At 56.3% G+C, this 21,202-nt stretch carries 16 protein-coding genes and 2 riboswitches; of the genes, 6 read left to right on the top strand and 10 right to left on the bottom strand.

From position 1 onward, the window contains the following. Positions 1–51 precede the first annotated feature (51 nt). Genes VHE34_RS27505 through VHE34_RS27495 form a run of 3 tightly spaced genes read right to left on the bottom strand, consistent with a single transcriptional unit; the run spans position 52 to position 3,813 of the window. Positions 52–825 (bottom strand): uroporphyrinogen-III synthase, encoded by a 774-nt coding sequence (locus VHE34_RS27505; protein ID WP_325594048.1) that lies wholly within the window; start codon positions 823–825, stop codon positions 52–54. A gap of 50 nt (positions 826–875) precedes the next feature. Next, on the bottom strand, positions 876–1,994 hold the full coding sequence (locus VHE34_RS27500; protein WP_325594046.1) for a DUF4271 domain-containing protein: 1,119 nt from the start codon (positions 1,992–1,994) through the stop codon (positions 876–878). Between the two features lie 28 nt (positions 1,995–2,022). Beyond that, on the bottom strand, positions 2,023–3,813 hold the full coding sequence (locus VHE34_RS27495; protein ID WP_325594044.1) for a BamA/TamA family outer membrane protein: 1,791 nt from the start codon (positions 3,811–3,813) through the stop codon (positions 2,023–2,025). A gap of 5 nt (positions 3,814–3,818) precedes the next feature. Here VHE34_RS27495 and hemW point away from each other — a divergent pair, with 5 nt between their 5' ends. Next, positions 3,819–4,934 (top strand): radical SAM family heme chaperone HemW, encoded by a 1,116-nt coding sequence (gene hemW / locus VHE34_RS27490; protein WP_325594042.1) that lies wholly within the window; start codon positions 3,819–3,821, stop codon positions 4,932–4,934. A 206-nt stretch (positions 4,935–5,140) separates the two neighbouring features. Here the strand turns inward: hemW and VHE34_RS27485 are convergent, their stop codons facing one another. The 5 genes from VHE34_RS27485 to VHE34_RS27465 all read right to left on the bottom strand — a co-directional run bounded on the left by VHE34_RS27485 (position 5,141) and on the right by VHE34_RS27465 (position 11,644). Next, positions 5,141–6,184 carry an NAD(P)H-dependent glycerol-3-phosphate dehydrogenase gene (locus VHE34_RS27485; protein ID WP_325594038.1) on the bottom strand — a complete coding sequence of 348 codons (1,044 nt, stop codon included), beginning with the start codon at positions 6,182–6,184 and terminating at the stop codon, positions 5,141–5,143. 9 nt (positions 6,185–6,193) lie between these two features. After that, a complete protein-coding gene (locus tag VHE34_RS27480; RefSeq protein ID WP_325594036.1) occupies positions 6,194–7,579 on the bottom strand; it encodes an efflux RND transporter periplasmic adaptor subunit in 1,386 nt (461 codons plus the stop codon). Beyond that, the gene (locus VHE34_RS27475) at positions 7,576–9,042 is read right to left on the bottom strand and encodes a TolC family protein (RefSeq protein WP_325594034.1); all 1,467 of its coding nucleotides are present in this window, start codon (positions 9,040–9,042) and stop codon (positions 7,576–7,578) included. The genes VHE34_RS27480 and VHE34_RS27475 overlap by 4 nt, the downstream gene beginning before the upstream one ends. Positions 9,043–9,182: 140 nt before the next feature. Next, positions 9,183–10,346 (bottom strand): aminotransferase class I/II-fold pyridoxal phosphate-dependent enzyme, encoded by a 1,164-nt coding sequence (locus tag VHE34_RS27470; protein WP_325594032.1) that lies wholly within the window; start codon positions 10,344–10,346, stop codon positions 9,183–9,185. Beyond that, entirely contained in the window at positions 10,316–11,644 is a 1,329-nt protein-coding gene (locus VHE34_RS27465; RefSeq protein ID WP_325594030.1) for an APC family permease, read from the bottom strand. The genes VHE34_RS27470 and VHE34_RS27465 overlap by 31 nt, the downstream gene beginning before the upstream one ends. Positions 11,645–11,677: 33 nt before the next feature. On the opposite strand from VHE34_RS27465, the gene VHE34_RS27460 reads away from it, so the two are divergent. Then, the gene (locus VHE34_RS27460) at positions 11,678–13,783 is read left to right on the top strand and encodes a TonB-dependent receptor (RefSeq protein ID WP_325594028.1); all 2,106 of its coding nucleotides are present in this window, start codon (positions 11,678–11,680) and stop codon (positions 13,781–13,783) included. Here the strand turns inward: VHE34_RS27460 and VHE34_RS27455 are convergent. Then, positions 13,771–14,550: an FkbM family methyltransferase gene (locus VHE34_RS27455; protein ID WP_325594026.1), complete on the bottom strand. Its 780-nt coding sequence runs from the start codon at positions 14,548–14,550 to the stop codon at positions 13,771–13,773. The two genes, VHE34_RS27460 and VHE34_RS27455, sit on opposite strands and share 13 nt — an antisense overlap. 58 nt (positions 14,551–14,608) lie before the next feature. After that, a riboswitch (cobalamin riboswitch) is annotated at positions 14,609–14,804 on the top strand. 52 nt (positions 14,805–14,856) lie between these two features. On the opposite strand from VHE34_RS27455, the gene VHE34_RS27450 reads away from it, so the two are divergent. The 3 genes from VHE34_RS27450 to VHE34_RS27440 are packed head-to-tail and all read left to right on the top strand — an operon-like array spanning position 14,857 to position 18,049. Beyond that, positions 14,857–15,987, top strand: a complete 1,131-nt coding sequence (locus VHE34_RS27450) for an ABC transporter substrate-binding protein (protein ID WP_325594024.1) — start codon at positions 14,857–14,859, stop codon at positions 15,985–15,987. Next, positions 15,984–17,021: an iron ABC transporter permease gene (locus VHE34_RS27445; protein ID WP_325594022.1), complete on the top strand. Its 1,038-nt coding sequence runs from the start codon at positions 15,984–15,986 to the stop codon at positions 17,019–17,021. Before VHE34_RS27450 ends, VHE34_RS27445 begins: the two co-directional genes overlap by 4 nt. Next, positions 17,021–18,049, top strand: coding sequence for an ABC transporter ATP-binding protein (locus VHE34_RS27440; RefSeq protein WP_325594020.1), 1,029 nt, complete (start codon positions 17,021–17,023; stop codon positions 18,047–18,049). Before VHE34_RS27445 ends, VHE34_RS27440 begins: the two co-directional genes overlap by 1 nt. On the opposite strand, the gene VHE34_RS27435 is transcribed toward VHE34_RS27440, so the two are convergent. Then, a complete protein-coding gene (locus VHE34_RS27435; RefSeq protein WP_325594018.1) occupies positions 18,014–18,946 on the bottom strand; it encodes a polysaccharide deacetylase family protein in 933 nt (310 codons plus the stop codon). The two genes, VHE34_RS27440 and VHE34_RS27435, sit on opposite strands and share 36 nt — an antisense overlap. A 57-nt stretch (positions 18,947–19,003) precedes the next feature. Beyond that, a riboswitch (cobalamin riboswitch) is annotated at positions 19,004–19,225 on the top strand. Between the two features lie 36 nt (positions 19,226–19,261). Between VHE34_RS27435 and VHE34_RS27430 the strand changes: the two genes are divergently transcribed. Next, entirely contained in the window at positions 19,262–21,202 is a 1,941-nt protein-coding gene (locus VHE34_RS27430) for a TonB-dependent receptor plug domain-containing protein (RefSeq protein WP_325594016.1), read from the top strand.

The following is a 21,202-nucleotide window of genomic DNA, read 5'->3' as shown; positions in this document are numbered from 1 at the left end:
ATGATTGTTGCAAACTTCAGGCCCGTCCGATCCGGAGGTGAGTCAGCAGGGCTATTTTTTCTTGACGGTAACGGAAAGATACTTCTCCAGCGCCGAGACCATGGAGGGGGCCTGCGGCAGCGGGGCTTTGATGTCGAGGGTCAGACCGGCTTCTTCGACGGCGCGGGAGGTATTGCTACCGAAGGCGCCGATCTTGGTGCCGTTTTGTTTGAATTTGGGAAGATTATCAAAAAGGCTCCTGACCCCGCTAGGAGTAAAGAAGCAGATGATATCGTATTCGCTTTCGTTGAGAAGGTCCTTCACATCATTGCTGATGGTGCGGTACATGAACGGAGTGGCGAAACCACAATTGTTGTGTTTCAGCCAGTTGATGATCTCGTTATCTTGTTGGTTCTCGCTGCAGGGGTAGAGGAACTTCTCGTTCTCCTTATGCTTGTTGATCACGTCGAACATGCTCTTGTTCAGGCCGTCCGCGCCGTAGAAGACCTTCCGCTTGCGATAGAGGATGAATTTTTGAAGATAGAGGGCTACGGCTTCCGTGATACAAAAGTATTTTGTGTCCTGCGAAACACTGACCTTCATTTCTTCACAAATCCTGAAGAAATGGTCGATGGCGTTCCGGCTGGTGAAGATGACGGCGGTGAATTGGGCAATATCTATCTTCTGCTTGCGGAATTCTTTTGCAGAGATAGGTTCCAGGCGGATGAAAGGATGAAACGCAAGTTCGACCTCGTATTTTTTGGCAAGCTCAAAATACGGCGACTTGTCTGTTTCAGGTCTGGGTTGTGTGATTAAAATTCTCTTTTTTTCCCCGTTTTTAACCATGAATGCCCCCTCTGGATTAGCAAAGTTAATACACTTTTGGATATGGTCGGCTAGAACACTTTTTCCAAATATGTCAACAACACCTTGTAAATCAATAAAAGTGGTGCTATTTCGAAGGCGCAAAGATACAAAAAAAAGTAAAATGGCGTTAGTTTTATTTCGTTCCGGACGGGGCGATACCCTGCCAGTGCCCGATATGCCCAAAGCATGAACACCATTGCCAATGAAATAGTTATGAGAATTTCACGAAGCTGCGGGCCGGAAAAAGTGATCAAGATCAAGAAGGGCAGCAAAAAAATCCCCAGCATTTTATTCACTAAAAAGACGACAAAGATATAGATGTCGGTCGCGCGGGAAATGGAGAATACCCAGCCCACGAATTTCAGGACGACGAATTTGACCAGGTAGATGGTGGCGATCGCTGCCATGCAATAGAGATAAAGGACCCAGAAGGGAACAGCCTCGCCGAACCGCGAATAATGCAACAGATAGCAGGCGAAGAGTCCGCCGCTGATGACGAAAAGGATGTTCAGTAGCAGGGAGGGCAGCGGAGTTTGCAGGACTTGTTCGCGGATCTGTTGTTGGCGGAGGGAGACGCGGAAGAAAAGCGTCATCAGGTTGTTGAAATATTTTTCGAAGAAGATGCGGGTCAGGGCAAAATAGAAGAGGATGGCGACCAGCAGGTAGAAGAGGCTGTCTTTGGAGTTGGCGTGATGGATCTCGTAGATCTCGACGACGGGTGTACCGGTGAAGTTGATATAGGGGTTGATGATCAGTACGTGTTGCCAGAAGGCCAGGGCGGGCAGGCCTTCTTTGACCGCGGGCGGAGGAGGGGTGGGTCTGGCCGCGACGGGGGATGTGACAGCAGAATCTTTTTTTGGAGCGGCGGCGTTCGCCGGGTTGGGGGCATTACCGGCGAGGCGGGCGATGGAATCCTTTTGGGCGGCGGCACTGGAATCCCTTTGTGCGGCGAGGCGGATCTGCCGGAGGGAGTCGCGGCGGGCCCTGCGGATGCGGGCCAGGGAATCGCGGCGAACCGAGTCGGCGTGGCTGAGCCGGACGACGACCGGGGAGTCCGCTTGCGTGGAAGGGTTTTTAGCCGTATCCGTTTGCGCCGAAGCGCGGGTAAGCATCAACAAACAGAAGACCAGATAGAGGATTCTATGCATAGGCGCGACAAAAATAGAGGATATGCGCTTAAAAGATGCTGACATACCCCAGGTGAATTTTCGCGTCGTGGAAATTGAAATTCGTGTCGTCCCGCTTTCCCAACGCGTATGAAATATTGAAGATCCCCGCCTTTGTCTCGAAGGCCATGCCCAACCCGGCGCCGATAAAGGTGTTGTTCAGATGGTACCCCGGCACGTCGTTCTTTGCCCACCCGGCGTCGACGAAGGTGAACAGAAAGGAGTTGAGGCCGACCAGGTACCGGTATTCCAGGGTACCGACGGTGTATTGCGATGCGAGGATGCTTTGCTCGTCGAATCCTCTCAGCAGCCGGTAGCCGCCGATAAGGAACAGTTCGTTGCGATAGGTCTTGGGGCTGCTGAAAACGCCGCCGTTGAATCCCAGCTTCAGGGTAGACGCGTGGCTCAGGGGGAAATAGTGGGCGGCGGCGAGCTTCGCGAGAAATTCATAGGAATGCCGTTGTACGGTGTCGTAGAGCGAGCCGAAGTTAAAGCCCGAGTCGTTGGGGTCCTTTAGCTGGGCGATCAAGGCATTTTCCTTGATGGTCTTTGTCCCGACCGAGCCGAGGAAGCTCAGCTCACTGCCTTTTAGCGGGTTGAACCGGTAGTTCGTGTTGTTGAGATCATAGGTGACGCCGAGGCTTACGGCATTGATATCCGCGGTGGCGGGAAGGGTATGAGAAGCGATGATCTCGAGGGTATCTACGTTCAGCAGGCTCGAGCTGGCTTCCTGGATGAACACCGAGCCGCTTTGATTGGCCGACAGCGAATACTGGGCGCCGACCACGAGGTTGACGTTGATATAGGAGGAATCCTGTTTATACAGATCGAAGGTGGTGTTCAATCCAAAGGGTGAATGGAAAAGATAGGGCTGGTTGAAAAGGAGGTTGAGTCTTGGCGAACCGGCCTGGAGCTGTTGCCAGTTGAGCCCGATCGATTCCCCGTTGCCGAGGGCGTTCTTCAATGCGACGGTCGCTTCGCCGGTGACGAGGATCTTGTTACCAAGGATAGGATCGCTGCTGGGGAGGAAGCCCACGAGGGCGTTGATCTCGCTGCTCTTCTTCGGCTTCAGGTAAAGGTTGACGATGGAGCCGGCACCCAGCATGGTGAGGTTCCAGGGCTGCTGTTCCTGCACATAGGGCAGCTCCAGGATCTTTTTACTGATGGCCTGCAGCCTGTCCTTCCGGTAGATGCTTCCGTTGGGGATATTGAGATAGCGCTGGAGAAAGGCATTCGAGATCTTTGCGTTGCCGTATATCCGGATGCTATCGATCTTATAGATCGGTCCCTTGTCCACTTTGAGGACGGCCGATACCTCACCCGAGTCGCGGAGCGAGACGCTGTCGAGGCTGATCCGCGCGAAGGGATAGCCGTTGTTCTCGAGGTAGTCGAGCATTCCCTGCTGACGGGCCTGGAACTGGCGGTAGTCGAGCGGCCGGTGTGCAAAGTTCCGGGGATTCCAGTTGACGGCCGCCAGCAGGGCGGGGTCTACGTGCCGGGTATCGATCGACGCCCAGCGCCAGGCGCGGCCCAGGTAGAGGCGGAGCCTGGCGGCGGTCGAGTCATAGCTGACGGTGTCCACCGAAGCCGTGAAATAGCCCTTTGCCTGGAGCATCGGGATGAGGTTGTAGACGTATTCGGTACAGGCTTCGCGGTTGCGGAAGCTGGTAATGAGGCCGAGTTTCTTTTTTAGAAAGGTGGAGTCCTGGTCGACAGATTCGATCCGCAGGGCATATTGCGCCCAGCCGCTGAGCGGCAGAGTCAACAATACCCATAAGATCATTCGCCGTACCTTTGTCATTTTTTATGGCAGGTATCTATCTTCATATTCCGTTTTGCAGGCAGGCCTGTCACTACTGCAATTTCCACTTTTCCACCTCTCTAGCCCGTAAAAACGATTTTATTTCCGCTTTATTGAAAGAGATCCCGCTTAGAAGGGATTATCTCGCAGGCGAATCCGTGGAAACGGTGTATCTCGGCGGCGGCACTCCTTCCCTGCTGGCGGCGGAGGAGATCGAGAGTATCCTGGATGCGTTGCGATCCCAATTTCCCCTTTCAGACGGGGCGGAGATAACCCTGGAGGCGAATCCGGATGATATCACGACGATGCGGCTGGGAGCCTGGCGGCAGGCGGGGGTCAACCGCCTGAGCATTGGGGTCCAGTCCTTTTTTGAAGAGGATCTCCGGTGGATGAACCGCGCGCATACTGCCCCCCAGGCGTTGGACTGCATCCGGCAGGCGAGAGAAGCGGGTTTCGACAATCTCAGCATCGATCTGATCTATGGCGGCCCTACCCTTCCGGACGCGCGCTGGCAGGAGAATGTGGAGCGGGCGATCGGGCTTGGGATCCCGCATCTGTCCTGCTATGCGTTGACGGTGGAGCCGAAAACCGCGCTCGATACGCTGATCCGGCGGCATGCGATGGCCGATGTGAGCCCCGAGGACCAGGCGCGGCAGTTTCTGTTGCTGATGGACTGGATGGCAGGGGCAGGATACGATCACTATGAGATCTCCAATTTCGCGCTACCGGGCCACCGGAGCCGGCATAATTCCGCCTACTGGCAGGGTAAGAAGTACCTGGGGCTTGGGCCCTCGGCACATTCTTACGACGGCGTATCGCGCGAATGGAATATTGCGAATAATGCGCGGTATATCGCGGAGCCGGGCTTGATCGGCGAGAAGGAGGTGTTGACGGCGGAGCAGCGGTTGAATGAGTATATTATGATCGCGCTGCGGACGGTTGAGGGGATCGATCTGCGGGTGATGGCGGAGCGGTTTGGGGTGCAGCGGGCGGAGGAGTTGCGGCGGCGCGCGGAGAAGTATGTTCAGGGCGGGGCGATCCGGGTTGAGGCCGGGCGGTTGCGGTTGACAAGAGAAGGGAAGTTGTTGGCGGATGGAATAGCGAGCGATCTATTCGTTTAGTGGTGATGCCGCCGGGACTTTAAATACTCGATCCCCTGGGCCGCCGCCAGTATGAGCACCATCGCAATGATGGCCATAGCACCGAAACCTTGGAACGAGAAAGGCATATATTTAAATTTTATCCGACCTTATTATGCGCCTTTGGCGCATCGTTTATGAAGCTTTAATATCGGGCCTTCGGCCGGAAGGCCTGTGGCCTTCCTTCCTTAGACAAGATACGGCTCAATTTGTTTAAATCCACTACCGGCCTTAACATTTTCCCATAATATCCGGTAAACCATCTCAGCTATTGGCATTTCCGCTTTTACATCCTTGTTTATCAAGAAGATACATTTACTTGCGTTATATCCTTCGGCAACCATATTCAGCTCCAGCTGGGCTGCCTTAACGGAGTATCCCTTACCGATCATATTCCCGAAGGTGCGGTTCCGGCTATACAGCGAATAGCAGGTGACCAGCAGGTCGCCGAGGTAGACGGATGCGGCGTAATTCGCCTGCCGCCGGTGCGAGACCGGGTCTTCCGGCCCCTCATGGACCCCTACCACCCCCGCATGGCGGATACCCACTTTTTGCAGGAACCCGGCCATTTCATCGGCACAATTGGCGATCAGCACGCTGAGGAAGTTATCCCCGTATTCGAGCCCGTGCGCGATCCCCGCGCCGAGGGCGTAGATGTTCTTGAGGATCGCCGCGTATTGCACTCCGTACACATCCTGGTTGATGATGGTATTGAGGTAATCCGTCGTAAAATAAGACGCGAGCTCGCGGGTGGAGGTTTCATCCTGACCCGAAAAAGTAAGGTAGGAGAGCTTTTCCGCGGCCACTTCTTCGGCATGGCAGGGGCCCATCACCGTATAGTAGTCCGCGAGGGGGAAGCCGAATTCGCGGGCCAGCCATTCGTTCAGCAGGAGATTGGACTCGGGAAGGATCCCTTTGATGGCCGAGAGGACTTTCTTGCCCGCGAGCGCCTTGCGGTCGAGTCCTTCCAGCGTAGCGGCGGTGTAGGCCGAGGGCACGGCCATGACGATACAGTCGGCGGCGGCGATGATGTCGGCGGGTTGGCCGCTCATCGTCAGCAGGCTGGTATCGAAGTAGACCGACGGAAGATATTGCGGGTTATGATGTCTTGCCTGGATATGGCGGATACTCGCCTCATTCCGGACCCACCAGCCGACCGGCTGGCGGTTGTCCGTCAAAATCTTGGTCAGCGCCGTTGCCCAGCTGCCGCTGCCTATCACTCCAAAACGCATTCCTATAAATTAGTTTTTCTTTGCTTCGAACAATTTATCCTTGGGAACCACCTTTATGCGCGTCCCGGTCTTCAATGACTTGCTGACGAGGCTGTAAGGGCCGGTGATGACTTCATCGCCTTCTTTGACCCCGTCCACCACTTCGATATAGTTGATGTCCTGGATATCCGTACGGACCTTCACCTTGCGGACGGTATCGCCCGGCTGGCGAAGGAATACGACCTCGTCGAGGTCCTGCGAGTTCCCGGTGTTGACACGGGTCTCGTTCTTGTTGTCGCTGCCTGCATCATCGGAATTGCCCAGCACGGCGTTGTCGGTACCCTTTTCCCGAACCGCGACGGCGTTGATAGGAACGGCCAGCACATTGCTATGCGTGTTCGTCTGGATATCCGCGCTGGCGCTCATCCCTGGCCGGAAGGGGAAATTCCTGGGATGGGCGGGGTCGATGAGGTCCTTATAGGAGTCTGGCGAGAGGCGGATATGCACTTTATAATTGGTCACGTCGTTGGTGGACACGGTCGTGGTGGCGGTGCCGGCGGCCGTGGTCACACTGCTGGCGATCTGGGTAACGAGGCCTTTGAACTTCCGGTTGTTGTAGGCATCCACCGTGATCAGGGCGGTGTCCCCGAGACGCACCTTGGGGATATCGTTCTCGCCGACGTCGACGATCGCTTCTATCCTGCTCATATCGGCGACCCGCATCATTTCGGTGCCGGCCATCATCGAGTTGCCGACGACCCTTTCGCCCTTCTTGATGCTCAGCAAGGAGACGACGCCATCGATGGGGGATACGACGGTGCTGCGGCTGAGGTTTTTGGCGGCGACGTCGAGGTTATACCGGGCGCTGGTCTCGCCGGCGGCATTCCCGCGAACGCTTTGCTGTGCGGCCATATAGCTCGCCTGCGCCGTCCGGTAGTTATTTTCCGCGGTTTCATATTCCTGCTGGGAAACCACTTTCTCATCGAGCAGCTGCTTGGTACGGTCGAGGGTCCGTTTTGCGGTCTCCATCGAGGCTTTCAGGCCCGGCAGCTGTTCCTGCATATTGGAGACGAGGGCAGCCTGCTGGTTCACCAGTGCGGCGGCTTGGTCGCGCTGGTTGGTGAGAATGTCTGCGTATACCCTCGCCAGCATCTGTCCCTTGTGGACGCTGTCGCCTTCCTGCACCACTCCCAGCTCCACCACTTCTCCCGATACATCGGGGCTGATCTTCACCTCTTTCTCGGGATAGATCTTTCCGCTGGCCGGGACGATCTCCGTGATATTCCGGCGAATGATCTTCTCTGAGGAGACCTTTGTTCCTTCGTCCTTCCCGAAGGCGCCTGTGGCCTTCAGCACGACGATCAGCAGGATTATCGCGACGAGGATTATAATGATGCGCAGCAGTTGTTTATTCATCGGTTATCTTGTTTTGAGAGTTTTATTCCCAGTCCCTTGTAAAATTCCAGCACCTTCATTTTGAAGACGTAGTCAAACTGACTGCTGAGAAGGTTGATCTGGGCGTTGAAATAGTTATTTTGATTGGTGAGGAGGTCGATGGGATTGAGCATGCCGACATGATAGCGCTTATCCGCAAAATCGGCGCTCTTTTGGGTGGCGGTGACCGTGATCTTATTGGCCTCGAATTTCTGCAGGGCCGTGACCGCGGCGGTATAGGCCTGGTAAATATTTTGTTTGAGCGTGAGATTATCCTGGTCCCGCTGCAATTCCTGGTTGCGGAGGTTGAGCTTCGACTTATCGTACGCCGTGCGCAGCGTTCGGTTGTTTAGGATAGGGATGTTGACGTTGAGGCCAATGAACTGGTTAAAGGTGGTGTTCAATTGCCGGAAGTACCCGATGTTCTTGAGTGGGATATTGAACATATCCTGGGTAATCAAGCTGTTCGATCCGGTGATGTGGAGGGTGGGGAGGGTATCCCTCCCGGTATAGGTGGGCTGCTTCGAGAAGTCCTGTTGCTGGAAGGTGCTGATCCAGCTGGCGCCCAGCTGTCCGACGATCGAAAACGTGGGATACATGGCCCCTTTGTTGGCATCGACGGTCTTGCGCAGCGAGGCGATGTTAAGGGCATCCATTTTTTGCAGGGGTTGGTTGACCAGCGCCAGGGAATAGACCGACTCAGGCTGGAGATCCGCGATATTTTCGATGGGGATGTCTTCCACCGGCGGCGTATAGATATCAAAAGGGGAAGAGGCGTCGAGGTCCATATAGGCCTTCAGCTGCAGGAGGTTCTGGGTGACCGTCCCGTTGGCGCTGATGTAGGTCGCGCTGTCCTGGGCCACCTGGGATTCCAGCTCGGCGGCATTCAACTCGGGTAAGGTGCCGGCCCGAACCTGCTTTTGGGTGACCTCGAGCTGGTTTTGGGACAGCTGCAGCTTCGCCTTTGCGATGGCCGTCTGTTGGATAGACAGCAGGGCCTGCAGATAGGCATTGGCGACATTGAGCGAGATATCGTTCTTTGTTTTTTCCGTATTGGCGAGGGCCGCCTGCCAGGCCAGGCGGTTGGCAACGATGGCATTGCGAATGCTGAAGAAATTGAAGGCGGTGACGCTGGATTGGGCCTGAAAGTTATTGAGGGTATAGGTTTGCGTGCTAAGCGCATAGGTGTTTGGGTTCTGGGTATTCCCTGACTTGACACCCAGCTGGGTTCCCAATCCGAGAGTCGGCACCTGGTTCCATTGGCTTTGTTCGAGGGTGAGCCTGGCCAGCCGCGCCTGGACGTCCGCCTGCTTTACGGAGATGTTGTTGGCTATCGCGTAGTCTACGCACCGCCGCAGGTCCCATTTATCCTGGGCAAGGCCGGCAAGGGGCGGGTAGAGGGCGGACAGGGTTAAGGTCAGCAGCAGTAGTTTTTTCATGCTCATAGCCCCAAATTTATGGATTGCGCCAAAAATTCTTCCAAATATAATTTTTGGACGCAATTCCGCATAATGTCTGTCCACTGTGTGGACGAACCGGGCTCCGCCACGGTTCCGCGAATTTTCTTGTCGGGCTTTGCCGCTTGTCACCACGCCGTCAGGAAAGCCTGTTCGAGGTCGCGAATCAGGTAGTCCGGGTCTTCCAGCCCGGTGTATAGCCGGAGCATGCGGTGTTCCTTCACCGAGGCGTCGAACTCCGAATCCCTGATGGAGGCGCATTTCGGCATGATCAGGGATTCGTGACCGCCCCAGCTCACGGCCATCATAATATGTTTCAGGGACTCGCAAAATGTTACGATCTCGCTTCTTTCCCGGGCATGGACATAGAAGCTGAGCAGTCCACAGGCCCCCTGCATCTGTTGCCGGGCGAGCGCATATTGGGGGAAGGATTCGTCGAAGGGGAAGAGGATGGCCTCTACCCGGGGATGGGCTTTCAGCCAGGCGGCTACTTTCCGGGTCGTCCGGGAGATCTGGTCCAGCCGGGCGGGGAGGGTCCGCAGGCCCCGGAGGAGCAGCCAGGCGTTGAAGGGCATGACTCCGCTGCCGGTATTGAGGAATTCGCTGCGGAAGATCCTGCCGATCATTTCTTCGGAGCCGGAGAGGACCCCGCCGACGGTATCGCTATGGCCGCCGATGTATTTTGTTGCGGTCTGCATGGCCAGGTCGATGCCCATGGCGATGGGCCGTTGGTACAGCGGGGTGCAATAGCTGTTATCGATCATCGTTACGATCCCTTCGCTTCGGGCCAATTCGGCCACTGCTTTTATATCCTGCAGCTTGTAATCCCAGGAATTGGGGGATTCCAGGTAAATGAGGGAGGTATTGGGGAGAATGGCCCGTTCGAAGTTCTCGATCTGCGTGCCATCGATATAGGTTGTCGTTACGCCGAACCTTGGAAGGATCACCTCGAACATCCGCTGGGCCCAGGTGTAGGGTTTGTCAACGGACACGATATGGTCGCCCGCCTTGACATTGGCGAGGATGCCGGAGAAGATGGCCGAGGCGCCGCTGTTGAAGACGAGGGTTTCTTCGGCGCCGTCGAGGGCGGCCAACTTTTTCCGGAGGATGTCGACGGTGGGGTTGATGCCACGGGTGTACAGGTAGCCGCTGTGCTCGTCCTCGAAGAGGTCCCTCAGTTCGTCGACTTTATCGACCTTGAAATTGCTGGTCTGAATGATCGGCGGCGCGACTGCGTTAAAATAGAGGTCACGGTGTTCGCCTAGTTCGTTGATGATGTACGAGATGTCCATTTTAAGATAAAATATAAAACAAAAAAGCAGAGGAAGATCAGGAGACAGTACCCGGCGGCCGCCGGATCGTTGACGGCGATGCTGACCGTCACGCAGCTATAGGCCAGCATAAAAAATGCGGGCATCCAGGGATAGCCTTTCATTTTGTAGATGTCCCGATCCTCCCCCATGCGCCGGCGGCGCAGGATGAAGATGGTCGCCGATGAAAAGACGAAGGCGATGCTATCGAGGAAGATGGTATAGTTGATCATCTTTTCGACGGCCGTGGTGAAGACCAGGCTAAGGATAATCGTCGCCGAAAAGGCGGTCAGGCTCCAGATGATGACCCCGTGCTTTGGCGTTGTTTTTTTGAAGACGGCCGGGAGGATACCCTCGGTGCTCATAGCATACATCACCCGGGGGTTGCTCATCACGCTCACGTTGACATAGGCGAGGACCGAGAGGAACATGAGACAGCGAAGGATCGTGTCGCCGATGGGACCGAAGAGATGCCACATCAGCTGGGCGGCAATGGAGTCGGCTCCCCTTAAGTTCTCAAACCCGATCACTTTCACATAGACGAAATTGAGTGAGAGGTAGACCGTAATGATGATGAAGATGCCGATGCCGATACCCCGGGGAATGATCCGGCCGGGCCGTTCCACCTCGCCGCCGAAGTTGATGGTCTGCTGATAGCCGCCGTAGCTAAAGGATACGGCAACGAGAGCATAGCCGAGCAATTTCCAGAATCCGACGGAGGGATCGGGGGCTGCCGCCATTTTTGCGGGGGCAGGTATCGGGTGCGATCCAAAGACGGAAGCCAATAGCGTCAGGATAAGGAGGAGCTTGATCATGGTCAGCACATTCTGTACGCGGCTGCTCATCTTGAGGCCGAGCAGATTGACAATATAGAAGACGACGACCGCGGCGGCGGTGATCCCGCCTCGGAACAGGGGCGGCACGGCGCCGGAGTAGAAGAAATGCCCGATGTATTCCGCGCCGACGACGCCGACCGCAGCGATGGAACCGGCGTTGGAAACCAGTTCGATACAATTGATGGAAAAAGCGAGGGACGGGTGATAGCCGAGGGAGAAAATTTTGTAATAGCCGCCGGTGACGGGGTAACGGGAACCGATCTCCGCGTAGGTCAGCGCACCGCACAAGGCGACGACACCGCCGATGATCCAGGCCAGGAAGAACACCGACGGCGTACCGGCCCTTTCGGCGGCGACTGCGGGAGTACGGAAGATGCCCATGCCGATGACCAGGCTTACGACGATCATACTGAGATCGAAGAGATTCAGCTGCTTTTTACTCATAAACCATTTGAAGATAGCTTAATTTTGGGCCAGATGAAAAAAAACTACGCGCTGCTGCTTATCCTTTCCTGCTGCTATTTGGCCTTATCAGCGCAGGGAATCCATCCACCTGGATTCCTGGCCGATTCGTCCGATACCCGTCCGCTGGCGGAGATCATGGTAAAGGCCTATGAGCAACACCGGAAGCTGGCCGAGGTGGGCGCACCGGTCCATATCATCAATAAATCCAGCCTCAACCGGTTTGGGAATGTGAACATCCTGCCGGCGCTGAACATGGCCCCGGGTGTCCGAATGGAAGAACGGTCGCCGGGCAGCTATCGGCTGAATATCCGGGGCAGCAGTCTTCGGTCGCCGTTTGGGGTCCGGGACGTCAAAATCTACTGGAACGAGATCCCGCTCACCGATCCCGGCGGCAACACCTATCTTAACCAACTGGGCTTTTACGATATCCAGTCGCTGGAGATAATTAAGGGGACGGCGGGAAGTCTCTATGGAGCGGGGATCGGCGGGGCGGTGTTGATCAGCGGCATGCCCGCGGTTTGGGAGAAGGGGGTGAGCGCGGATTATACGGCGGGCAATTATGCCAACGACTTCAAGCATCTTGCGACCAACAGCTTCAACGTGGATGTCCGCGTGGGGGATGCCGATCACCGGAATCATTTTTCCTACTCCCATCAAACCAACGACGGCTATCGCCAGCAGACCCGGATGCGGCGGGACATCGCGACCTGGGAGACCCTGATCAAATCGAGTGAGAGGCAAACGATCCATGCATACCTGTTGTATGGAGATTTGCATTACCAGACGCCGGGGGGGCTGAACAAGGCGGAATACGATTCGAACGCCCGGATGGCGCGGCCGGCTGCGGGTACGTCGCCCAGTGCGATCCAGGCGCAGGCGGCGATATATCAAAAGAATTTCACGGCGGGGTTCGCCAATGAATACCGATTCAACGCGCACTGGCAGAACACCAGCTCGGTCTATGGCGCCTATACGGATTTCACCAACCCGGGCATCCGGGTCTATGAATACCGGCAGGAGCCGCATTTCGGCGGGAGGACCGCGTTCCAGTATAAGACTGCGCTGGGATTCGGGACCCTGCAGTTGAACTTCGGCGCGGAAGCGCAGAAGGGGTTCTTCGAAACGAGAGACTATGCGAACAAGCTGGGTGTGCAAGGTGCGCTGCAAACCGACGACAAGCTTAATAATTGGACCTGGTTCAGTTTTGTGCAGGCGGATCTCCGGATGCAAAACGGGTGGACGATAACGGCGGGGGGCAGCTTCAATAAGTCGGCGCTGGATATCACCCGCGTTTCGGTCCTTCCGCCGGCGATGGTTCCCGTTCGGTTTGACAGCAAGTTGGCTCCGCGTATCGCAGTGCTGAAGCGGATCACGCCGGATATTTCCGCCTATGCCAGCGCTTCGCGCGGTTTCTCTACGCCGACGGTGTCCGAGATAGAAAAAAGCAACGGCGTCGTCGGGCCGCCCCTGCAGCCGGAGGATGGCGTGGACTATGAGCTTGGGGCCCGCGGCAGTCTGCTTCATGGCCGGCTGTTCTTCGATGTCGACGCCTTCCTCTTTCATATCCACAATGCCATCGTGCAGCGGATCGACTCGGGCGGCGTGGCGTATTCCATCAATGCCGGCAGCACCGATCAACACGGGTTGGAAACCTTTGTCTCTTACCGCGTCATCGACGCGCCGCAGGCCTTCGTAAGCGATATGCGCATCTTTGTCAGCGATACCTGGCATGACTTCCACTATAACAGCTTTATCCAGGACACGTCCAATTTCAACGGGCACCGACTGCCGAGCGTACCGCAGCAGCTGTTCGTAACGGGGATTGACCTTGTGCAGCGGGACGGTTTCTATCTGAACATGACGTATACCTATTCCGACAAGGTGGCCCTGAACGACGCGAATACCGCTTATGCCGGGTCCTATAACTTGTTGGGCGGGAGATTGGGTTATCGGCGGATGATCCGGAAATTACGCTTCGATATCTATACTTCCGTCGACAATGCCGGCAATGTGAAGTACAGCCTGGGGAACGATTTCAATGCGGCTGCCGGCCGGTATTACAATGTCGCGCCGGGGAGGAATTATTTTGCCGGGGCGTCCCTCAACTATGCACTATAGATCAGGTGTTTGAACTGCTCGCGCCGGGCAGGAGGAATAAAGTAATTGTTTTGCGAGATGACATTGCCTTCGGCATAGGCGTCCACCGGATGCCAATTCCCGCCTTCGAGCTTGAACAGTTGGTAGCCCATCGGCTGGAGAAGTTCGAGTAGCCGGATGCGTTCGGCCCGGTCGAAGAATTCGTTGAGCAGGATCGGCTGATGGGTCCGGATGATACCGATCATCGAGGACATGACCTTGAACTCGAGGCCTTCGACATCGCATTTTACAAAATCCAACCGCCTGACGTCTTTGAACAGCTCGTCGCCCCGCCAGTTCTTCACTTTTTCCGATTCTACATATTGCAGGCCCGGACTCGATTCCATCACGCGGGCATAGGCGAATTTCTTGTTCTGGCTCACTTCGGGGATGCCCATCTCCACATATTCGGAATCTCCGCCGAGTGCGACGGGATAGAGGGTTACGTTGTTGGCTTTGTGTGCAACGATGAGCTTGCCGAGAACGCGGTTGAATTTGCTCATGGGCTCTACGGCGTAGACCTTTCCTTGCGGTCCTACGAGCCGGCTCAGCTGGATGGTGAAATAGCCGAGATGGGCGCCGATGTCGATGCAGCCATCGCCGGGCCGGATGAATTTTTTGAGGAAGTACACGTCCTGATAGTCCTTTCCGAGCATTCCCGTGGGGTACAGCCATTGGAAGGTGTTGGACAGAAGGGAGAGGTATCTTTTTTCACCCAGGGTCGACAGCAATATTTTTCGGATACTCATTTTATTCGATCAGGCTTGCAAGCTACGCAAAAATTGGCGCTTGTCGCGAGTTAGTCTTACCTTCACCGCGGGTTTTGGTGCCGCCTGCGGCGGCTTAAAAGGGAAGACCGGTGGAAGACCGGCGCTATACCCGTAGCTGTAAGTGCCATTATAATGATCTCGTCAACTTCTGACCACTATCTCAGGTTTTTGAGATGGGAAGGTATAACGGATCGGGCACGAGCCAGAAGACCTGCCAGGATCATCCATCAGCCGGCTTTCGGGTAAGAGGCGGGCTGGGTATCTGTAACAAAAGCAACGATATTTATGTACAAGATTTTAGTCGTGAGCCTATTCGCGCTGGCCTGCGGCCAATCGCGAAAAAGCGATGTGTCAGGAGCCCCGACCGGCGGATCGGGCATTGTGAAATTTGCGCATGGATTTCGCATCGACCATCGGGCAGGCTATCGCGAGCTCAGCATTTTGAATCGCGCCGCGGGCCGGAGCGACACCCTGCACTATCTGTTGGTGGACTCGGGGCAGGCGCCGCCGACAGACCGGCCGGGAGTACCGGTGATCCATACCCCAATAAGGACGATGGTGGTACTGGCGTCGTCCCATATCGGGCTGGCGGAATTTGCCGGCGTGGCCGACAGGATCGCGGGGCTGGGCAACTTTCAATATGTCAGTTCGCCGACGGTTCGCGAGGGGATCCGCTCGGGCAGGGTTAAACAGGTAGGCATCGACGGCAGCACGAATAACGAGCTGGTGATCGCGATGCATCCCGGCGTGATGATCACTTCGACGAATCCCGATGCGGCCTTTGGCCAGTACAAAACGATCAGTGACGCCGGTATTCCCGTCGTACCGGATGCGGAGTGGCTGGAGACGACCCCACTGGGCCGTGCCGAATGGGTAAAACTCATTGGCGCGCTGACGGACAAGGAAGACGAGGTCGGTAAAAAATTCGACAGTGTAGCGAGGGCCTACCAGGCCCTGGCGGCTATCGGCAGCGGCGCCGCGACAAAGCCTTCTGTTGTCGTCGACATGCCGTGGAAGGGGACCTGGTATACGCCTGCGGGGGAGAGTTACAGGGCGCAGTTGCTTCGTGATGCGGGGGCCAGCTACCAATGGTCGGATACCAAGGGCATCGGAAGTCTGGCGTTGAATATTGAAGCCGTCATCCCGGTGGCCTTAAAGGCCGACTTTTGGCTCGACGCCGGATCCGTGAACAGCCGTAAGGATATCGAGGCCAGTGATGCGCGGTTCGCGGGATTCCGAGCGTTCCAAACGGATTCCGTCTATAACTTCAACAAGCGGGTGAATGATATCGGGTCGAATGATTATTGGGAGTCGGGACTGGTGAATCCGCAGCTGGTCCTTGCCGATCTTATCCGCATTCTGCATCCCGGCCTGTTACCGGCCGACACCTTGTACTATTATAAACAACTTAAATGAGTTTTGCATCTCAATGGCGTTGGACCGGGCTTTTCCTGTTGCTGGTGGGGGCCTTGTTGCTCGATCTGTCGGCCGGCGCCGTGCGTATTCCTTTGCGCGAGGTGTTCCATATCCTCTTCACTTCTTCGGCCGGAGATGAGACCTGGCTTTTCATCGTGGAGAAGATCCGCATTCCCAAGGCCTGTGTGGCTGTGCTGGCGGGTTGTGGGCTTTCGATCGGCGGGCTGCAGATGCAGACCCTGTTCCGGAACCCGCTCGCGGAACCCGGTGTTCTCGGTATCACGGCCGGGGCGAGCCTGGGGGTTGCTGCGGTGATGCTGGCGGGGGGGAGCATGGCTACCCTTTACGCGATAAAAGAGCTGGGGGGCGGCGGAAGCTGGCTGGTCACGGGAGCCGCGTGCATCGGCGCTGCAGGAGTGATGTTCTTTGTATTGATGCTCTCGCGCCGCGTACGGGACAACGTTACGATGCTGATCATCGGGCTTATGATCAGCAGTATCACCATTGCCATCACCAGTATCTGGCAATACTTCAGCGATCCCGAGGAGGTAAAGGAATACCTGCTTTGGACCTTCGGTTCGTTGGGGGGCGTGTCGGGCGGTCAGCTGCTGATACTCGCCATTACCGTCGTTGCCGGGCTGGTCGTCGCCTTTTTCTCTTCCAAGATGCTCGATGCGCTGCTGTTGGGCGAGAACTATGCGCGAAGCATGGGCCTGACGGTAGAACGCGCCCGGCTCGTCATTATCTGCAGCACCAGTCTGCTGGTGGGCAGCATCACCGCGTTCTGCGGGCCGATCGGGTTCCTCGGTATCGCTGTCCCCCACCTGGCCAGGGGCGCGTTCAACACCGCTAATCATCGCATTCTGATACCCGCCTGTTGTGTGATCGGATCGATCCTGTTGTTACTATGTGACAGTATCGCTCAATGGCCTGGGAGCCAGACGGTACTGCCGATCAATATCGTGACGTCGCTGGTCGGCGCGCCGATGGTCATCTTCCTTTTGCTTCGGACCCGAAAATTAAAACCCTTCTGATGAACAGCACGCCACTACTCGTCACCAGGGGCCTTCAAACGGGTTATAGAAGCGGGGGGAAAAAGATCCTCGTCTCGGGGCAGCTGCCGGAGCTGACGATCAAGGCCGGGCGGCTGATCTGCCTGTTGGGGCCGAATGGATCGGGGAAGTCGACCTTGCTGAGAACGCTTGCGGGGCTTCAGCCGGCGCTGGGTGGCGAGGTTGCCATCGGCGGGAAGACCGGGCTATCCCCTGCCGAGCGCGCCCGGCAGATCAGTCTTGTGCTGACGGACCGCGTGGGCGGCAGCAATCTCAACGTATCGTCGCTGGTGGCGCTCGGGCGGTATCCCTGGTCGGGTTGGCTTGGCGGACTCAACGATGCGGACCGGGACATCATCCGGCGAGGGGTCGCTGCCGCGGATATCGGTGAGCTGCTGGAGCGGAAGGTGCACACCCTGAGCGACGGCGAGAGTCAGAAGGTGATGCTTGCGCGGGCGCTGATACAGGACACGCCGATACTCCTGCTCGACGAGCCGACGGCGCATCTCGATCTCCCCAGCCGTATCCGGCTGATGCGCCTGCTGCACCAGCTGGCGCGGGAGATGAACAAGGGCATCCTGCTTTCTACGCATGAGCTGGACCTGGCCTTGCAGGTAGCCGACGAGGTTTGGCTGTTGCAAAATGCGGGGCCGCTGCATAAGGGGGCGCCGGAAGACCTTGTCCTCGGTGGTGTTTTTGAAGCGGCATTTGAGAAGGAAGATGTCGATTTCGACCGTGCGACCGGTGTTTTTCGCATCCATCGGGAAGGGAGCCGGCGGATCCGGCTGATCGTGACCGCAACAGCGGGCGGCGCTTTGGCGGCATTTTGGACCCGCCGCGCTTTGCAACGCGAAGGGTTTGCCGTGGAGGAGGAGGAAGGAGCGAATACGATCGTCATCGGGGAACAGGGTGGCCGGGCTATCTGGGTGCTGGATGCCGGCGGCGGGGGAAGGCAATATCATTCCGTTGCGGACTTAATAGAAGCGCTGAACCATCTCCGCCTCGCGTAATTTTTGGACGTGAGTGTGGTAATAATTCAACATATACCACGCCGAAATCTCATCGCTTGTGGTAAACCAGACGTCTTTTTGGCGGCTGAGATAGGTCAGGGCCTGCTCGAAGTACTTGAAGCGGTAGGGCTGGCCGATGATAAAAGGATTGATGCCGATGGCCATGACCCGGGAGATGCGGCGTGCATCCCGCTGGAGGACGTCGAACTGGTCGGTGATCATCTGCCCAAATTCAGGGCCGGTGACGCCGCGGTTTAGAAAAAGCGAAAGATCATTGATCTCCAATGAATAAGGAACCGAGATGATCTCCCCGTGAAAGGTCTTAAGGGGAAAGGGCTGATCGTCGGCCGACCAGTCCAGCACGTAGGTGACGCCTTCTTCGGCCAGCAGATCGATGGTATCGTAGGTCTGATTCAGGCCCAGTGGGCTGAGCCAGCCTTTGCAGGCCTTGCCTGTGGCCGCCTGGATCGTCGCAAGGACGTCGTGAATATAGTGGCGTTCCTCTTCCATTCTCAGCTGGGGAGCCTTGCTTCCCGGCATCACGTTGTTGCGGCCGTGGGCCACCCAGGACCAGTTGCGGCGGACGCCTTCTTCGATGATCCGCGGGTAGTATTTACAGACGTCGGAGTTGAGGAGGACGGAGGGCCGGATGCCGAAACGGTCGAACAGCTCGGTGATGCGCCAGAGCCCTACCCGGTTGCCATAGTCCCGCCAGCCTTCGTTTATGGGGTCGGGGTCCCTGCCCGCGGCCTTGTCCAGGATGCCGACTGAAGGTTTGCCGGTCTCGTAGTGTTCGATATTCAGGCCAATGTAGACGGCGAGGCGTTTCCCGCCCGGCCATTCGACGTCGGGCCGGTCGATGATTGGCCAGTATTCATAAAAGTGATCGATCCTCATACGTTTTTCGGGTTGCAATTTTTATACCCCGCCGGTGCGGGTATCAAAAAAGCCCGTACTTTCGCGCCGATTCGTGGTTGGCGCGTTTGCGCCATTAAAAGGGAAGACCGGTGAAAATCCGGCGCTATCCCCGTAGCTGTAAATGTCTTTCCGTCCCGGCGGCTGCCGGCGGCGGAGAATCACCCGATCCTCTTCACACCACTGTCCGCAGGCCTGCGGACGGGAAGGTAAGCCGGTGAGGACATAAGCCAGAAGACCTGCCAGGGATCATTCTATTATTCACGGCTTTCGGCGGAAAAGCACAAACACAAATCAATGAGCCAAAAACATCTTTTCGTTTTGGCGCTGCTGGCTGGCAGCCAGGCGGCGTTTGCACAGAATTCCCAGGACACTATTGGAAAATCGCTTGACCAGGTGGTAGTCACCGCCACTAAATTTCCGGTGAAACAATCGCAGTTAGGAAAAGTACTCGACGTCATTACCCATGACCAGATCGAGAAAAGCGGCGGTAAGCAATTGACGGAGGTTTTAAACACCCAGGCCGGCATCGTCGTCGCGGGCGCCCAGAACAACCTGGGTACCGGGCAAAGCATCTACATCCAGGGCGCCGAGGCGGGCAAGACCCTGATCCTGATCGATGGCATCCCGGCCTACGATCCATCGGGAACCAGCACCAATTTCGACATCAACCTGATCAATCCCGACGAGGTCGAACGCATCGAGATCCTAAAGGGCAGTCAGTCGACGTTGTATGGCAGCGATGCGGTTGCCGGCGTCATCAATATCATCACCAAAAAAGGCAATGGCAGCCCCTTCAATGCGTCGGCTGCCGTTGCCGGCGGCAGCTTTGGGACGTTCAAGGGATCGGCCGGCATCGATGGGGTCATCGGCGGTACGGCGTACAATGTCCAGTATACGCATCTGCAAAGCGATGGCCGAAGTTCCGCGTACGACACGACGGGGAAGGGCAATTTCGATAATGACGGGTTCAACGAGAACCTGGTCATGGCCAATGTCAGTCAGAAAGTGACGGACAGGTTCGGGCTTCGCGGCAATTTTATGTACAGCCGTTATTCGACCGATCTGGACGCCGGCACTTATACCGATGACAAGCGGTACACCACCTGGAACAAGAACATCCAGGCGGGTATCGGCGGCGACTACAAGCTTGGCCCGGCCCTGCTGCACTTCAACTATAATTACAACGATGTAAAGCGGCACTATCTCGACGACACGTTGAAGACAGCCTCGCAGGGAGCATCCTATTACCGGGCCGACTATACCGGCCGATCGCATTATGCCGATCTCTACAGCAGCATCGCCGTCGATCCCCATGTTGATATCCTTGCGGGCGTCGACTATCGCAACCAGCAGATCAACCAGAACGATATCAGCGTTTACCCGGGTTATGGCAGCTTTACCGACACGCTCAACTCCGACAGCGCCCGCGTCCGCCAGTTCGCCGCTTATGCTTCGGTATTGGTGAAGAACCTCGGCGGTTTCAACATCGGTTTTGGCGGCCGGTACAACAGCTTCAACCACTATGGCAATGTCTTTACGTATTCCGTGAATCCTTCCTTTGTGGTCAACGATCGCCTCAAGCTGTTTGCCGATCTTTCCTCGGGTTTTTCGGCGCCGACCCTTTATCAGCTGTATTCCCCTTATCGCAATCCCGACGGTCTCGTTCCCGAACGTTCGCTTACGGGCGAAGGCGGCATCCAGTACAATGAGTCGGGTTTGAACCTGCGGGCTTTGTATTTCCGCCGGCATACGAAGAACGAGATCGTCTTTGCGAGCAACAACTTTGTCAACCTCGACAAAGAAGACGCCCATGGTTTTGAGGTGGAGGCCGCCTATAAGTATGATAACTGGAGCTTTGTGGGTAACTACACCTACACCAGCGGGACGGTGACGACGGCGGGTAGCGGAGCCAAGGACACGACCTATAACAATTTGTACCAGCGGCCGAAGAACCTTGTCAATGCGTCGATTGGAGTGCAGGCGACGAAGGGGCTTTTTCTGAGTATTGCTTTGAGGACCGTTGGTCAGCGGATCTCTTCGATCTATGGCGGAACGAGCGCTCAGGCCGACGGGTTTGCGTATTACACGCTGAACGGGTATGCGGAGTATCGGTTTGGGAAGCGGCTGAAGCTATTTGCCGACTTCAAGAATATTACCGATCAGAAGTTTTTCGATCTACCTGGTTATACCAGCTTTGGGTTCAACTTCATGACGGGAATCAGCGTAAATTTATAA

Source organism: Puia sp., assembly GCF_035546395.1.
Taxonomy (GTDB): domain Bacteria; phylum Bacteroidota; class Bacteroidia; order Chitinophagales; family Chitinophagaceae; genus Puia.
The sequence above is the reverse complement of the archived record's forward strand: the minus strand, read 5'-3'. Positions and strand labels throughout refer to the sequence as shown.

Bases quoted from the DNA above. Each gene is read 5' to 3' on its own strand.
- VHE34_RS27480 (WP_325594036.1), bottom strand. From the start codon at position 7,579: ATGAATAAACAACTGCTGCGCATCATTATAATCCTCGTCGCGATAATC.
- VHE34_RS27435 (WP_325594018.1), bottom strand. From the start codon at position 18,946: ATGAGGATCGATCACTTTTATGAATACTGGCCAATCATCGACCGGCCC.
- VHE34_RS27505 (WP_325594048.1), bottom strand. From the start codon at position 825: ATGGTTAAAAACGGGGAAAAAAAGAGAATTTTAATCACACAACCCAGA.
- hemW (WP_325594042.1), top strand. From the start codon at position 3,819: ATGGCAGGTATCTATCTTCATATTCCGTTTTGCAGGCAGGCCTGTCAC.
- VHE34_RS27475 (WP_325594034.1), bottom strand. From the start codon at position 9,042: ATGAGCATGAAAAAACTACTGCTGCTGACCTTAACCCTGTCCGCCCTC.
- VHE34_RS27450 (WP_325594024.1), top strand. From the start codon at position 14,857: ATGTACAAGATTTTAGTCGTGAGCCTATTCGCGCTGGCCTGCGGCCAA.
- VHE34_RS27445 (WP_325594022.1), top strand. From the start codon at position 15,984: ATGAGTTTTGCATCTCAATGGCGTTGGACCGGGCTTTTCCTGTTGCTG.
- VHE34_RS27465 (WP_325594030.1), bottom strand. From the start codon at position 11,644: ATGAGTAAAAAGCAGCTGAATCTCTTCGATCTCAGTATGATCGTCGTA.
- VHE34_RS27485 (WP_325594038.1), bottom strand. From the start codon at position 6,184: ATGCGTTTTGGAGTGATAGGCAGCGGCAGCTGGGCAACGGCGCTGACC.
- VHE34_RS27495 (WP_325594044.1), bottom strand. From the start codon at position 3,813: ATGACAAAGGTACGGCGAATGATCTTATGGGTATTGTTGACTCTGCCG.
- VHE34_RS27440 (WP_325594020.1), top strand. From the start codon at position 17,021: ATGAACAGCACGCCACTACTCGTCACCAGGGGCCTTCAAACGGGTTAT.
- VHE34_RS27430 (WP_325594016.1), top strand. From the start codon at position 19,262: ATGAGCCAAAAACATCTTTTCGTTTTGGCGCTGCTGGCTGGCAGCCAG.
- VHE34_RS27455 (WP_325594026.1), bottom strand. From the start codon at position 14,550: ATGAGTATCCGAAAAATATTGCTGTCGACCCTGGGTGAAAAAAGATAC.
- VHE34_RS27460 (WP_325594028.1), top strand. From the start codon at position 11,678: ATGAAAAAAAACTACGCGCTGCTGCTTATCCTTTCCTGCTGCTATTTG.
- VHE34_RS27470 (WP_325594032.1), bottom strand. From the start codon at position 10,346: ATGGACATCTCGTACATCATCAACGAACTAGGCGAACACCGTGACCTC.
- VHE34_RS27500 (WP_325594046.1), bottom strand. From the start codon at position 1,994: ATGCATAGAATCCTCTATCTGGTCTTCTGTTTGTTGATGCTTACCCGC.